Below are 13,661 nucleotides of genomic sequence, written 5' to 3'. Positions count from 1 at the left end.
CGGATGACCACAGCCCGCCGGACCATCTTCATGCTCCCAGCGGTCTGCCGGGCGTCTGCCGGACACGAGTTGGGCGGGGCCCCGAGGGGCCCCGCCCAACCGCTGCTCGCACCCTCCGGGTTGTGGCTTAGGGGGGCGGACCACAACCCGACGTGTGGGGCGGATGCTGCAGGGGTCTTACTCTGGAACCCCTGCATGTGCCTGGTAAACACCAGATACCCGCAGGAGTCGCGCCCAAACCTCGGGTTTTTCGCTCAGCTGGTGGCCGCGGCACCGTCAAGCAGCAGCTGCAGCGAGCGCTCGATCCCAGTGGCGATCACGTCGATGTCGGGCAACGCCGCCTGATCGCCCAGCAGCCCATATGCGATCCGGCCGTTGTAGGACATGACCGCGACCGCGAGCGCGTGGTGCTCTGGCAGGAATGCCACCGGGATCAGCTCGGTCAGACGCCGGCCGCGGAGATACAGCGGCACCTGCGGTCCGGGGATGTTGGTTACCAACAGGTTGAACAGCCAGGGCGAGAACTGCAGGCGCGAGGCCTGCGCCAGAACCACCGGCGGCAGCCTGTCGTTCATCGCCGCCAGCGTGGCGGCGCCCACCGCCTGGTTGGAGCGCTTCAGCGTGCCCATGCTTTCACTCACCTGGCGCAGCCTGCGCACTGGGTCGGTGATCCCGACCGGTAGCGGGCCACGCATCAGCGCCAGCCGGTTTCCGAGCGTGCCATGCTCATCGGCGCCTCGCAGCGACACGGGCACGAGCGCCCGCAGCTCCAAACCCTCCGTGTCGACTGCGCGTGAGCGCAGCCACTCGCCGACCGCGCCCGCGACCACGCTCAGGACAATGTCGTTGACGGTCACCTCGTAGGCTTGCTTGATCGTCCGGTAGTCGCTCAGCTGCTGGCGCACCACTCGCAGCCGTCGCTGCGGGCCGATCGCGACGTTGAGCGGCGTTCGGGGTGCAGGACTCCCGAGCTCCACGAGCAGGGCGCACAGACCGACTCCGGCATCGCGCAGCGCGGCGGCACTGTGGCGTGGAGTGGTGAGCGCCCGCGCTGTCGCATCAACGATTGCGATCGCCGAACGCAGGCCGTCGCGAGCGCCCGCCGCCAGGAACTCGAGGGCGTCCGGTGGGGGCTGCGGCTGCCACGCTCGCAGGTCCGCGGGCGCCGGGCGCCGTGGCTCCGGCGTCAACTCCAGCAGCGCCGTCGCCAGATCCACTCCCGAGACCCCGTCCACGAGCGCGTGGTGGTTCTTGGCGATCAGCGCGAAGCGCTCACCGGTGCCGGGCGCCGCCCGGCCGAGCCCACCGACCAGCCATAGCTCCCAGAGCGGCCGGCGGCGGTCAAGTGGCCGCGAGGCGATCTGTTCGGCCAGCTCCAGCAGCTGTGCGTCATCGCCGGGAGCGGGAAGCGCCACCGCGTGCACGTGACGCTCGAGACTGAAGTCGGGGTCGTCGATCCACAGCGGCCGCCCGCCGCCAGGGGGTGGGAAGGCCAGCTTCTGGCGGTAGCGTGGGACCAGGTGCAGGCGGCTGCGGATGTGATCAAGGAGCTCCTCGAGCTTCGGCGCGGCGCCGGCGAACAGCAGCAGTCCGCCAATGTGCATGTGCGCGCTGTCGGTCTCGCGCTGCAGAAACGAGGCGTCTGTTGACGTCAGGCGATCCAGGTGCCGCCGGTTCACGGCCATTCCTCCCAAGTGCACGGGCCAGATTGAGGCTGCGCTAAGGGTAGGCGGCGCGCCGCGCTCTAAACTCGCTCATCCGGATGGCACATACGCCAGAGAAGCTGCTGCTTGCATCCCCGCGCGGGTACTGCGCCGGCGTCGACCGAGCTGTCCAGACGGTCGAGCAGGCGCTGGATCTGCACGGAGCTCCCGTCTACGTGCGCAAGGAGATCGTGCACAACAAGTACGTCGTCGAACAGCTGCGCGAGCGGGGCGCGATCTTCGTCGACTCGGAGCTGGAGGTGCCGGTCGGCGCGACAACCGTCTTCTCGGCCCACGGCGTGGCGCCGGCGGTGCGCGATAACGCTTCAAGCCGCAGGCTGAACGTGATCGACGCGACCTGCCCGCTGGTGACCAAGGTGCACCGGGAGGCGCTGCGCTTCGCAGAGCAGGGCTACACGATCGTGATGATCGGTCACGCTGGTCACGAGGAGGTCGAGGGCACGATGGGCGAAGCTCCCGACCGGATCGTGCTGGTGCAGAGCGAGGAGGACGTGGATGCGCTGGTCCTCGCTGACCCGTCGCATGTCGCCTACATCTCGCAGACGACGCTCAGCGTCGACGAGACCCGCGCGATCATCGAGCGGCTGCGCGAACGCTTCCCGGAGATCGTGGGGCCGAGGACCGACGACATCTGTTATGCGACCACCAACCGCCAGGCCGCGGTCAAGGAGCTCGCTGGCTGCTGTGATCTGGTGCTGGTGATCGGCAGCGCCAACTCCTCCAACTCCAACCGCCTGGTCGAGGTCGCACGCGAGTTCGGGGCGGACGCCCACCTGATCGACAACGCGTCCCAGGTGCAGGAGGAGTGGCTCGAGGACGTCGTCACGGTGGGTATCTCCTCGGGTGCGAGCGCCCCCGAGGAGCTGGTCCAGGGCCTGGTGGAGTTCTTTCGTGCCCGCGGCACGACGGACGTCTCCGAGCTCGACGTGGTGCGCGAGGACACCCGCTTCATGCTCCCCAAGCCCATCCGCGAAGCACTCGCGTAGCGCTTGCGGACGCTGGTCGTATCGGACCTGCACATCGGTGCCGGCCACGGCCGCAGCCGCCTTGACCAGCACGCGCTCTCCGTGTTGGCGCCGGTTGTGGCGGCGGCTGACCGTCTCGTGCTGCTGGGCGACGTCGTCGAGCTGCGCGAGCGCCCGCTGGCGGACGCGCTCGCCGCCGCCTCGCCTGTGCTCTCGCAACTCGCCGCCGGCCTGGGCACCGGCCGCGAGGTGGTCTACCTGTTCGGCAACCACGACCACCAGCTGCGCCTGCAGCCCGGCGCGCTGACCGAGCTTGAAGCTGTGCTTGCGGCGGGCGGTGCCCGCGTGCGCTTCGAATACCCCGGCGTCTGGCTGCGTGAGGATGTTTACGCCCACCACGGGCACTATCTGGACCGCCACACCACCACGCCGGGTTTGGAGCGCGTGGCCGCAGGAGCGATGGCGCGCATGCTCAAGCTGCCAGAGGCGAAGATGCGGGGCGCCGCCGACTACGAGCGCGTGCTGTCACCGATCTACGCCTGGATGTATGCGATCTCCCAGAACGGTGACGGCGAGGTCGATGCAGAGGATGGTGGCGGCAGCATGCGGTTGTTCAAGCGGATCCGCGAGGGCAACCGCCTCGAGACCTTCGCGCTCGAGACCGGCGTGCGCGTGGCGGTTGGCGCGCTTCGCTGCCTGGGCCTCGGACCGCTCAGCGGCGATCTCTCCGACGCGCAGCTGACACGTGCGCCGCTTGTCGCCTACGCTCGGGTGCTCGCGACGCTCGGACTTACGCCTCGCTACGCGCTCTTCGGCCACTCGCACCGGGCCGGGCCGCTGCCCGCCGACTCCCCGGCTGAATGGGTCACGGCTTCGGGCACAGCGCTGATCAACACCGGTTGCTGGGTCAACGAGCGCTTCGCGCTCGCGCCCGCGAGCCCGTACCGCCCCGGCTTTGTCGTCGAGCTCGACGACGCTGGCCCGCCGCGCCTGCGCAACCTGCTCGACCCCTGAGGTCCGAAGCAGGCCGGTATCTGGCGTCACACGCGCCTAGCCTTGTGCAATAGAGGGATTGATGGCTGTCCATCGCAACGATCGTGCGCTGTGGGCCGATGCCGAGCTGTTGGCGGCTGCTGCCGCTGGTGACGGGGAGGCCTTTGCCGCCTTCTACCGGCGCCACCTGGCCGAGGTGCTCGCCTATCTGCGGCGCGAGACCGGCGACCGAGAGCTCGCAGCCGACCTCGCCGCCGAGGTGTTTGCGGCGGTGCTGCTGAGCGCCGGGCGCTACCAACCGCAGCGGGACTCGGCGCTCGCGTGGGTGATCGGCATCGCCCGCCACAAGCTGCTGATGAGCTGGCGGCGAGGCCGGGTCCAGGAGCGGGCCCGCCGTCGCCTCGGCCTCGAGCCGCTCGCCCTGGACGATCTCGACCTGGAACGCGTCGACCAGCTCGCCGATGCCGGTGTCGGACGCCTGGAGGAGATGCTCGACGGCCTGCCCGCGCTCGAGCGCGAGGCGGTCCGTTGGCGGGTAGTTGACGAGCTCGGCTACGACCAGATCGCGGGGCGTATGGGCTGCTCGGCGCTCGTGGTGCGAAAGCGCGTAAGCCGCGGCCTGCGGCGGCTGCGCGACCAGCTGACGGAGGTCTCAAGAGCATGAGCGGCGACTTCCTTGAGCAGCTCGAAGAGCAGTTGGTGGCCGCCGCCAGGCGCGCTGGTGTCCGGCGGCGTCCGGCGGCAATGCTGGCGCGGGCGCTGGCGCGCCTGGCGCTGCGCGTGCCGACCGCCGGCCTCGCGGCCGGCGTCGTCACGCTGCTTGCCGCCAGTGCGTTTGCGGCCACTCTGGCGCTGCCGGTGCGCAACCCGCTCGCGGCGCGCCCGAGCGCGGCGAGCGTCGCGAGCGGCGCCGCGCGCGCCGGCGCCTACACGACCGCCGGTGCTGTGCCGGTCGGCTTCCAGCCGCGGTCCTTCACCGCGGTCAGCGAGACCGACTGGTGGCTGCTCGGAAGCGCGCCGTGCGGCCGGCGCAGCTGCACGGCGATTGTGCATACGACCGACGGCGGTCCCCGCTTCAGCCGCATCCCGGCGCCACCGACGCGCGGTGTGAGCGCGCTGCGCTTTGCCAACGCCCGCGACGGCTACGCCTTCGGCCCGCGGCTCTACACGACCACCAACGGCGGGCGGACCTGGGTCGCCGAGCGGGGCTTTGGCGCCAACGAGCTGGCCGCCGCCGACGGCTACGTCTACGCGGTCACCTCAAACGGCGGACCGCAGCGGCTGATGCGCGCCGCCGTGGGCAGCGACCGCTGGCAGCTCGTGGGCGGCTTTGGGCGCGCCTACGCGCAGGGCCAGGCGTCGCCCAGCGCGCTGTGGGTGCAGGGCGCGATGGTGCTCGTCGCCATCGGTGACCGGCTGTTCGTCTCGCCGGCGCCGCTCGCACCGTTCCGGCGGGTGGCGGGGGTTCCCCGGGGAATGGGTAACTGCGCCTACGACGCCGTCTCCGCGCCCGCCACGATCTGGGCGCTCTGCTCAACCGGCATGGCGCCCGACATCATCCTGCGCTCGAGCGACGGCGGCGAGCGCTTTGCCACAGCCGCGCAGGTCCCCAACGGGCCGATCGACGCCTTCGCAGCCGCCTCGGCAACCGTTGCGGTCGCCTCCGGACAGGGCCCGCTGTATGTGACCGACGATGCCGGCGCGAGCTGGAGCCCGGTGCAGGCGCCGGCGGCGGCCTGGGCCTACCTCGGCTTCACCGACGCCACGCACGGGGTCGCGCTCGGGGTCTTTGGCGGTGGCGGCAGACAGGTGTGGCGTCTCTACTACACGACCGACGCGGGCGCAAGCTACCACTACGTGCCGATCGGGCCGTGAGCATCAGCCCCGCGCGCTACCGCCTTGTGTCCGCCGTGACGGTCGCGCTGGCACTGGCTGGCTGCGGCGCGTCACGGCGCCAGCCGACACACACCGCGAGCCCGCCGGCGCAGCGGCCGTGTCGCACCCAGAGCGCGATCACGCAGTCGCCGTCGGGCCGGATCAGCGGCTGCCTGCTGGTCGGCCAGTTCGCCTCGGGCCGCTACACGGTCGCGCTCGACGACACGCTCGAGTTCGCCAGCCTTTACTCGGTCATGCGTGCGAAGCTGCGCGCCGTAGAGCACTACGAGGGGCGCCGCGGGGTCCCAGCGCAGCTCGTCACCGAGCTGCGGCTCGCGCGCCTGCCCCAGCCGCCGGTGAGCGTAACGCTGTCGCCGGCGAGTGGCCCGCCCGGCACGCGCGTGCAGGTCACGGGCACGCTGCGCCGGTCCGTGGCCAAGCACGCAAGCACGCTCCAGGTCTGCTGGGACGGCTGCCTCACCGGCCTTGACCTGGGCGGCTCAAGGCGCGTCCGCTGGATCTCGCCACGCACCTTCGTCACCCGGGTGAGGATCCCGGCCGCCCCCTGGCTTGAGGGTGGTGGCGGCGGCGTTGTGAGGCTGCGCGACGGGAGCTATCCGGTCTCGGTCACCTGCGTCACCGACGCGAGCTCCTGCCTGCTGGCCGCCACCGCCGAGGGCACGGCGCGCTTTACGCTGCGCGACGCCCAGCCGCCGCGCTGGTGTGAGCGCGCAAGCGCCTGCGCGACGCTCACGGTCTCCCCGCAGTCGGTCGCCTCGGGCGCGCTCGTGCGCCTGAGCGGCTACGCGCCCCTGGTCCAGCGGGATGACGGCGCCGACCGGTTCGGCGGCACGGTCAGCATCACCGCCGGGCGCCACTCCGGGCCGGAGGTGTCGCTCACCCGCCAGAGCACCCAGGTGCAGGCGAGCTTCGGGCACGCGGCGCTGCGGGTTGTGGGCGGCGCGCAGCTGACCGGCATCAGACGGCTGCCGGCCGGGGCGCTGGTGCGCGACAGGCACACGCCGATCGCCGCCGATCCCAGCGACCCGCAGCTCGTGGCCGCCTGCGACGGCCGCTCGATCATGCTCTGGGTCGGCGGCCGTCATGTCATGGTGCCCACGCACGCGAGCATCCCGGTGCTCGCCCGCGAGGGCATGTACCGGCCCGGCGCGCCCTTCCACTCAAGCTGCGCCGACGTGCTCCCGCTCGGCCGCAGCACGCTGCTTGCCGCCTTCCAGGGGCAGACCGGCGCGGGCACCGGGATCTTCGCCGATTACGCCGTGGAGACGCGCGACGGTGGGCGCAGCTGGCAGGCGCTGCCGGTTCCCGCCGGCGCCGCGGCTGCCACCTTCGGCGGCTTTCGCACCGTCGGGCGCGGGGCACAGGCGGTGTTTGCCGCCTCCGGCGCCCCAGGCGGGCCGCCGGACGCGGCGGTGGCGCTCGTCGAGGCGACCACGGGCGCCGCGCTGCGCTGGCGCGCCGCTCACCTGAGCTGCCCTGCGCGCGGGCCGTGTTTGAGCTTCGGGCCGTTCCTTCCGGGCAACTGTGCGATGGGCATCTCCACCCAGGACGTGCTGCGCTCAACCGACGGCGGGCGCCGCTGGCGCCTGGCGCCGACGCTCACACCCGGGCAGCTCGCCTGCGGTGAGGGCACGCTTGTCATGCTCGGCCGCGGCAGAGCGCTCCTGATCGACGCGCTCTCCGCCCACCCGGTGCAGGCCACCCGTGACGGCGGCCTGCGCTGGCAGAGTCTCGCGCTGCCGACGCCACCGACGGTGAGCTTGCCGGAAGGGGTCAGCGACCTCAACATCTTCGCGCCGGCGGGGATCACCGTGCTGCCCAGCGGCGCGCTGCTCCTGAGCGGCGATGGGCGGGGTGTGGCGCTGCTCGAGCCGGGCGCGCACAGCTGGTGTGCGGCGAGCGGTCCGTTGGCGGACCTGTCGCTCTCAAGTCAGGCCTCGGCGCTCGTCCCGATCGGCTCGCGGCTGTGGTGGCTTGACTACGGCAGCGCGCCCGCCGGCCATGCGCAGCCGCTGGCGCTCCACAGCCTGTCGCTTGGCGAAATCCGCTGCCGTTGATCCAGCCTCGGGTTCGCTGCGTACTGAAGCAGTGACCCCGAAGTTCTGACCAATGGAGGACGCTATGACCGAAGTGGAAGAGGTGCAGAAGGGCGGCATGAGCCGCGCGAGCTTCATCCGCAACGCTGCCAAGGGCAGTGTGATGCTGGTCGCAGGCGGCGGTGTGCTCGCCTCGATGGACGGCGTGGCCTTTGCCAAGACCACCAAGAGTGACATCACCGTGCTGCAGACCGGCTACATCGCCGAGACGCTCGCGGTGACGGTGTATGGGGCGATCCTCAGCACCTACTTCGCCAAGCTCAGGCTCGATCCCGGCAACCGCGGCTACTTTGAGGCGGCCTACCGCGACGAGGTCGCGCACCGCGACGCGTGGAAGGCGGCGCTCGGCAAGAAGTACACGCCGACCGGCTTCAAGCTCACCGTGCCCGGCAAGTACGTCGCGAGCAAGGATGCGCTGGCCACCACCGGCAAGACGCTGGAGGAGGCGTTCGTCGCCACCTACATGGGCGCCGTCAAGGAGTTCAACTCGGCCGAGTTGAAGGTGACCGCGGCCGGTGTGGCCGCCAACGAGGCGACTCACTACTCGTTCTTTGACGCGATCCTGCCCCGCGCCACCGCGGTGCTGCCGCCCTTCGGGCCCAAGGCGATCACGGCTGGCCAGGCGGCTGCCACGCTGACGAAGCTCGGCTTCCTCTCGTAGCCCGCCGCCCGCGGGCTACCGCTGTGCGCTTCAGCTCACGCCCGGGCCGGCCAGCCCGGGCGTGAAGCACACAGCGTGGACCTCGAGCCCGGTGCTGACGGAGAGCTCCAGCACGCCGCGCGTGTGGCGCGCGTGGGAGATCAGCTCGTAGGCCCCCGGCGCCGTCAACTCAAGCGACCGCCCGTTGACGCTCGCGGTGCCCCGGCCGCTGAACACGCCCCAGACGCCACCGGCCTCGTAGGGCCCGCTGTAGAAGCCTTCGACGTCCTCGGTCTGCGGCTCGAGGATCGCGCCGGTGGCGTCCTCGGGCCGGATCGGGGCGAGCGGCTCGCGGCTGATCTGAAGCAGCTCCTGGATCGCGCGCTCGGTCTCCTCGTAGCCGCCCTCGCCGAAGTGGTATTCGAACAGGCGGTTCTCGCCGTTGAAGAGGTAGCGGGTGGGCCAGCCGCGGTTGTCGTAGGCCTGCCAGATCTGGTCGCCGACATCGACCACGACCGGGTGCTTGATGCCCAGCCGCGTGACCGCCTCGGCCACAGCCTCGGGGCTTTCGCTCACCTCAAAACCGGCTGAGTGCACGCCGATCACGCGCAGGCCAAGCTCGCTGTAGCGCTCATGCCAGGCCTCCATGTAGGGGAGCGTGCGGATCGAGTTGGGGCGGCAGAAGTCCCAGAACTCGATCAGCACGGGTCGGCCGCGCTGCTGGTGCATCGGCAGCGGCTTGGTGTTGAACCACGGGAGGCGCGGCGGGAAGGCCGGCGCGAGGATCTGGTCTGCGGGAGCGCGGATGTGCTCAGGTTAAGCGGTCCGTGACATCGCCGCCGGATCGCGTCAAACTCTCTCTCGAGGCGCCGGTTGGCCGCCGGCCGAGAGCGCCTTGCGGAAGCCGCCCTCGGGCTACTACACTTTCTAAAGCAGAAATCCCGACTGTTTTTGAGGAGTTTTCGATGAGTCCGTCTGGAGCCGAGGTTTTACGCCAGATCAAGAGCCGGATCGCGGAGGTTGATCCTTCAGAAGTGCATGAGTTGCGGCGTCAGGGCGCGGTTGTGATCGACGTGCGCCAGGACGACGAACGAGCGGCCGGTCACATCCCCGGAGCACACCACGTGCCAAAGAGCCATCTCGAGACCCGCATCGAGTCCGTTGTTCCGGACAAGTCTGTGCCGGTCATCCTCTACTGCGCCTCCGGGGTGCGCTCCGCGTGGGCTGCGCGAACGCTGATCGAGGACCTCGGCTACGAGCGCGTCCACTCGATGGTCGGCGGGTTCACGCTCTGGAAGGACCGCGGCCACGAGGTTGAGGTGCCGCGCGTGATGAGCGCCGAGCAGCGCGAGCGCTACTCGCGCCACCTGCTGCTCAACGAGGTCGGAGCCGAGGGCCAGCAGAAGCTGCTCGATGCCAAGGTGCTGTTGCTCGGCGCCGGTGGTCTCGGTTCGCCGGCGGCGCTGTACCTGGCCGCGGCCGGCGTCGGCACGCTGGGGATCGTCGACGACGATGTCGTGGACCTCTCGAACCTCCAGCGCCAGGTGATCCACAACAGCGAGCGCGTGGGCGTCGCCAAGGTCGACTCGGCCGAGCAGACGATCAACGCGCTGAACCCCGATGTGAAGGTCATAAAGCACAGGCTGCGCCTCGGGCCCGAGAACATCATGGGGGTCCTCGACGGCTATGACGTGGTCGTCGACGGCCTGGACAACTTTCCCACGCGCTACCTGCTCAACGATGCCTCGGTGCGGCTGCGGATCCCGGTGGTGTCGGCGGCGATCCTCGGCTTTGACGGCCAGCTGTCGGTCTTCAAGCCCTACGAGGGCCCCTGCTACCGCTGCCTGTTCCCGGTACCGCCGCCGGCCGAGCTGGCGCCGTCCTGTGGCGCCAACGGCGTGCTGGGCGTGCTGCCGGGCACGATGGGTCTGCTGCAGGCCACCGAGGTGATCAAGCTGATCCTCGACGTCGGCAACCCCGCGATCGGGCGCCTGCTCATGTACGACGCGCTGGGTGCGACGATGGACGAGGTCAAGATCCGCCGCGACCCGGACTGCCCAATCTGCTCTCGTGACCCGGATGAGATCAGCGACGAGGAGATGGGCGTCTTCCCCGACTACGAGGCGTTCTGCGCCGGCGTTCATTAGCGCGAGCACAGGCGTCCTCGCCTAAGCTGAAGATCCCAGATAAAAGCGACCAAGAGAATAGATATGGCCACAATCCGCATCCCACCCGTGCTGCGGGCCGCCGTCGGCGGCCAACGCGAGATCAGCGCCACCGGCGCGAACGTGGGCGAGATCCTGCGCTCGGTGGTGGAGGAACACCCCGACACCCAAACGCAGCTCTTCAACTCCGACGGAGAGCTGAACCGCTACGTCAACGTGTATCTCAATGACGAGGACGTGCGCGTGCTCGACGGGCTCGATACCACGGTCGGTGACGGTGACACGCTGGTGATCCTGCCGGCGATGGCCGGCGGCTGCTAGTTTCACGGGCCGGCGTCCGCCAGGCGGTACTACACTAAGTAAAGCGATGCCATCAAACCTGGTCAACAAGCCCTGTGGCGGCCGCTACGGCGACATCATCGACGCGATCGGCCACACGCCGCTGGTCGAGCTCAAGAGGCTCAGCCCCAAGCCTGGAGTGAGGCTCTGGGTCAAGCTCGAGTCGCGTAACCCGACCGGCTCGGTGAAGGACCGGGTCGGCCGCGCGCTGATCCTCGACGCCGAGGAGAAGGGCCTGATCCGGCCCGGGCAGACCGTGCTCGAGCCAACCTCGGGCAACACCGGCATCTCACTGGCCATGATCTGCGCGCGCAAGGGATACCCGCTCAAGGTCGTGATGCCCGACAACGTGACTCCGGAACGCACCGACCTGCTGCGCATGTACGGTGCCGAGATCGTCTACTCGGAGGGTGCCAAGGGGTCCAACGGCGCGGTTGAGATGGCGCTCGAGCTGGCCGCCAAGAATCCCGACTACTACATGCCCTACCAGTACGGCAACGAGGCCAACCCGAACGCCCACTACAACGGGACCGCGCTCGAGATCCTCGAGGAGTTGGATGAGGTAAGTGCCTTCGTGGCGGGACTGGGAACCGGTGGCACGCTGATGGGCAACGGCCGCAGGCTCAAGGAGGAGTTCGGCGACAAGGTCAAGATCGTCGCCGCCGAGCCGATGCAGGGTGAGCCGGTGCAGGGTCTGCGCTCACTCGACGACGGCTTCATCCCGCCGATCATCGACCTGTCGCTGCTCGACCGCAAGATCTTTGTCACCAACCGCGACGCGATCACCTGGACGCGCAAGCTGCTGGACGAGGAGCAGCTGTTCGTCGGTGTATCGACCGGCGCGATCGCGCGCGTGGCGGTCCGTATCGCCAGTGAGCTCGATGAGGGCAACGTCGTCTTCATCGCCTGCGACGACGGCAGCAAGTACTTCTCCTCGGGCATCTACACGCGGCCGCTCGACGAGCTCGAGAACCTCGACTCGACGGTCTGGTGGTAGCCCGCGGCGGGCTTGGCGGGCGGCGATGAGGATCCCGCGCGCACTGCACGACGAGATCATCGCCCACGCGCTCGCTGATGCGCCCGACGAGTGCTGTGGCCTGGTCGCCTGCCGTGACGGCGAGGCCGTGGAGGTGATCCGCATGGAGAACACGGCGCACAGCCCTCTGCGCTACGAGATGGACAGCGGCGAGCTCTACCGCGAGATGATGCGCATCGACGCTGCCGGCCTTGAGCCGGGCATCATCTATCACTCGCACACGCGCAGCGCCCCCTACCCGTCGCAGACCGACATCAACCTGGCCTTCTACCCCGAGTCGCTCTACGTGATCGTCGGGACCGCCACACCCGAGCCCGAGCTGCGCGCCTACACGATCCGTGACGGCGCCGTGCAGGAGGCCGAGCTGCGGATCATCTGATCGCGTTTGATGGACGTTTGCGCCTCGTACAGGGTGACAGACGTCCATACAACCGGCAGCTGAGCCGTCTGGGGGTGGCCCCAGCGGGCCACCCCCAGCGCCACTCGCGCTGGTACCCAGCGCTTATACGAGAACCGGCTGACGATCGCCCGCGGCGATCGCGGCGATCTCCTCCGACGCGCGCTCAAACTCCTCGTCAGAGAGCACGGGCGTTCCCTCGAAGGGAAGGTCGCGCGTGATCTCCAGCCAGGAGCGGCAGCCACCGTACTCGTCGCGGACCTTGACCGTCACCGGCCGCGGGATCCGGTGGGTACGAAGCACCACCACGTGCAGCGGGTGGCGGCGCTTCCAGTCGAAGCGCTGCTCCGCGTAGTCCGACGTCCACACGTGAAACGGCGTGAGGGCGTCGACCGCGCGGCGGTCGGTGATCGTGTAGTGAGCGGCCACCTCGGCCCAGGCGCGGATGCGCACACGGTCGGGCTGGCTGATGTGAACGCCACGCAGCATCGCTGCCGCGGACGGCTCGCCGTCGCTCCAGACCCCCTCCTCAAGAGCCCGTGCCAGTTCCGGGCGGTGCGATTCGCGTACCAGGTCGGTCCGCTGATGGTCAAACGTGGGGTACAGAAAGAAGCGGTCATGCTCCAACTGGAAGTGCTTGTCCGGTTCACGGACACCGCCCTTGCGGAGCGTCAGCAGTTGCTCTCCCTCAGCGAGCGCGCGGACGGTGACCGCCCATTCTTTGAAAGCAATCGGCATTTTTGATGTTCGTCAGGTCGTCAGGGTTGTGATATAGGCCCGCCGAAGAGCTACACGCCGGGCGCCCACCGATTCTATGCCTGATTCACAGAATCGCAAAATCCGGCTGGAAATGGGCCAAACGCCCGCGGGTTCCCGGTCGCGGCGGATGGTCCGTGGCCCGGCGCGACTCAGGCCGCCTCGAGCTGCTCGTACTCGTGCAGCTCCTCGGTCTCAGCCAGGTGCTGGTGCGACGGGCAGTAGCCGTTGTGCGGCAGCGGCGTGCGTTGGCACTGGGTGCCCTTGCGGGTGCTGGCGCGGCATTGGACCGGATTGCCGTTGATGTCGAAGCCGCTCGGCTCCTGGTTGCGCAGGAACTCGTCGGCGAAGGTCATGTAGCGCTCGACGACCCGCCACACGCGTCCCTGAGCGGTGAGCGGGAAATAGATGCGAATGTCGGCGAACAGCGAGCGCGCCGGCCGGGCGAAGTAGTGCCGGTCGGTCGCCAGTCGCTCCACGGCTGCTTCGCAGGCACGCAGCACACGCTCGTGGTTCGCGTGCGGCTGCTCGACAGAGTCCTCCACGATCTCGGCGCAGAGCTCGCGATAGATCGCTCGACTGAAGGTATACATGCGACGGCTACTCCTTTTTGGCCCCTCCAGTCCGGTCCGCTCGAAAGATTACCGCCGGTGT

Annotated in this window: 14 protein-coding genes; 10 read left to right on the top strand and 4 right to left on the bottom strand. The window is 69.5% G+C overall.

From position 1 onward, the window contains the following. Positions 1-254: 254 nt before the first annotated feature. Positions 255-1,679: a wax ester/triacylglycerol synthase family O-acyltransferase gene (locus M3M54_RS07240; protein WP_249021506.1), complete on the bottom strand. Its 1,425-nt coding sequence runs from the start codon at positions 1,677-1,679 to the stop codon at positions 255-257. An 83-nt stretch (positions 1,680-1,762) separates the two neighbouring features. On the opposite strand from M3M54_RS07240, the gene M3M54_RS07235 reads away from it, so the two are divergent. From M3M54_RS07235 to M3M54_RS07210, 6 genes are all read left to right on the top strand, one after another. After that, positions 1,763-2,710 carry a 4-hydroxy-3-methylbut-2-enyl diphosphate reductase gene (locus M3M54_RS07235; protein ID WP_249021505.1) on the top strand — a complete coding sequence of 316 codons (948 nt, stop codon included), beginning with the start codon at positions 1,763-1,765 and terminating at the stop codon, positions 2,708-2,710. Positions 2,711-2,713: 3 nt separating this feature from the next. Then, complete coding sequence (locus M3M54_RS07230) at positions 2,714-3,703, top strand: metallophosphoesterase (protein WP_249021504.1); 990 nt, start codon at positions 2,714-2,716, stop codon at positions 3,701-3,703. A 61-nt stretch (positions 3,704-3,764) separates the two neighbouring features. Next, positions 3,765-4,346, top strand: a complete 582-nt coding sequence (locus tag M3M54_RS07225) for an RNA polymerase sigma factor (protein WP_249021503.1) — start codon at positions 3,765-3,767, stop codon at positions 4,344-4,346. Continuing rightward, entirely contained in the window at positions 4,343-5,557 is a 1,215-nt protein-coding gene (locus M3M54_RS07220; protein WP_249021502.1) for a hypothetical protein, read from the top strand. The genes M3M54_RS07225 and M3M54_RS07220 overlap by 4 nt, the downstream gene beginning before the upstream one ends. After that, positions 5,554-7,635, top strand: a complete 2,082-nt coding sequence (locus tag M3M54_RS07215) for a hypothetical protein (RefSeq protein ID WP_249021501.1) — start codon at positions 5,554-5,556, stop codon at positions 7,633-7,635. Before M3M54_RS07220 ends, M3M54_RS07215 begins: the two co-directional genes overlap by 4 nt. A gap of 64 nt (positions 7,636-7,699) precedes the next feature. Next, on the top strand, positions 7,700-8,335 hold the full coding sequence (locus tag M3M54_RS07210) for a ferritin-like domain-containing protein (RefSeq protein WP_249021500.1): 636 nt from the start codon (positions 7,700-7,702) through the stop codon (positions 8,333-8,335). A gap of 30 nt (positions 8,336-8,365) precedes the next feature. On the opposite strand, the gene M3M54_RS07205 is transcribed toward M3M54_RS07210, so the two are convergent. Further along, positions 8,366-9,043 (bottom strand): redoxin domain-containing protein, encoded by a 678-nt coding sequence (locus M3M54_RS07205; RefSeq protein WP_249021499.1) that lies wholly within the window; start codon positions 9,041-9,043, stop codon positions 8,366-8,368. A gap of 236 nt (positions 9,044-9,279) precedes the next feature. Between M3M54_RS07205 and moeB the strand changes: the two genes are divergently transcribed. The 4 genes from moeB to M3M54_RS07185 all read left to right on the top strand — a co-directional run bounded on the left by moeB (position 9,280) and on the right by M3M54_RS07185 (position 12,233). Next, positions 9,280-10,461 (top strand): molybdopterin-synthase adenylyltransferase MoeB, encoded by a 1,182-nt coding sequence (gene moeB / locus M3M54_RS07200; RefSeq protein ID WP_249021498.1) that lies wholly within the window; start codon positions 9,280-9,282, stop codon positions 10,459-10,461. A gap of 63 nt (positions 10,462-10,524) precedes the next feature. Next, positions 10,525-10,800, top strand: a complete 276-nt coding sequence (locus M3M54_RS07195) for a ubiquitin-like small modifier protein 1 (RefSeq protein ID WP_249021497.1) — start codon at positions 10,525-10,527, stop codon at positions 10,798-10,800. 46 nt (positions 10,801-10,846) lie between these two features. Next, on the top strand, positions 10,847-11,815 hold the full coding sequence (locus M3M54_RS07190) for a PLP-dependent cysteine synthase family protein (protein ID WP_249021496.1): 969 nt from the start codon (positions 10,847-10,849) through the stop codon (positions 11,813-11,815). Positions 11,816-11,840: 25 nt separating this feature from the next. After that, positions 11,841-12,233, top strand: coding sequence for a Mov34/MPN/PAD-1 family protein (locus tag M3M54_RS07185; RefSeq protein ID WP_249021495.1), 393 nt, complete (start codon positions 11,841-11,843; stop codon positions 12,231-12,233). A 123-nt stretch (positions 12,234-12,356) separates the two neighbouring features. On the opposite strand, the gene M3M54_RS07180 is transcribed toward M3M54_RS07185, so the two are convergent. Together M3M54_RS07180 and M3M54_RS07175 are read right to left on the bottom strand one after the other, a co-directional pair. Beyond that, a complete protein-coding gene (locus M3M54_RS07180; protein WP_249021494.1) occupies positions 12,357-12,989 on the bottom strand; it encodes a DUF1802 family protein in 633 nt (210 codons plus the stop codon). 170 nt (positions 12,990-13,159) lie between these two features. Next, on the bottom strand, positions 13,160-13,600 hold the full coding sequence (locus M3M54_RS07175) for a hypothetical protein (RefSeq protein ID WP_249021493.1): 441 nt from the start codon (positions 13,598-13,600) through the stop codon (positions 13,160-13,162). Positions 13,601-13,661: the final 61 nt, after the last annotated feature.

The sequence above is a fragment of the Conexibacter sp. S30A1 genome, from assembly GCF_023330665.1.
In the GTDB taxonomy this organism is placed as follows: domain Bacteria; phylum Actinomycetota; class Thermoleophilia; order Solirubrobacterales; family Solirubrobacteraceae; genus Palsa-465.
The sequence above is the reverse complement of the archived record's forward strand: the minus strand, read 5'-3'. Positions and strand labels throughout refer to the sequence as shown.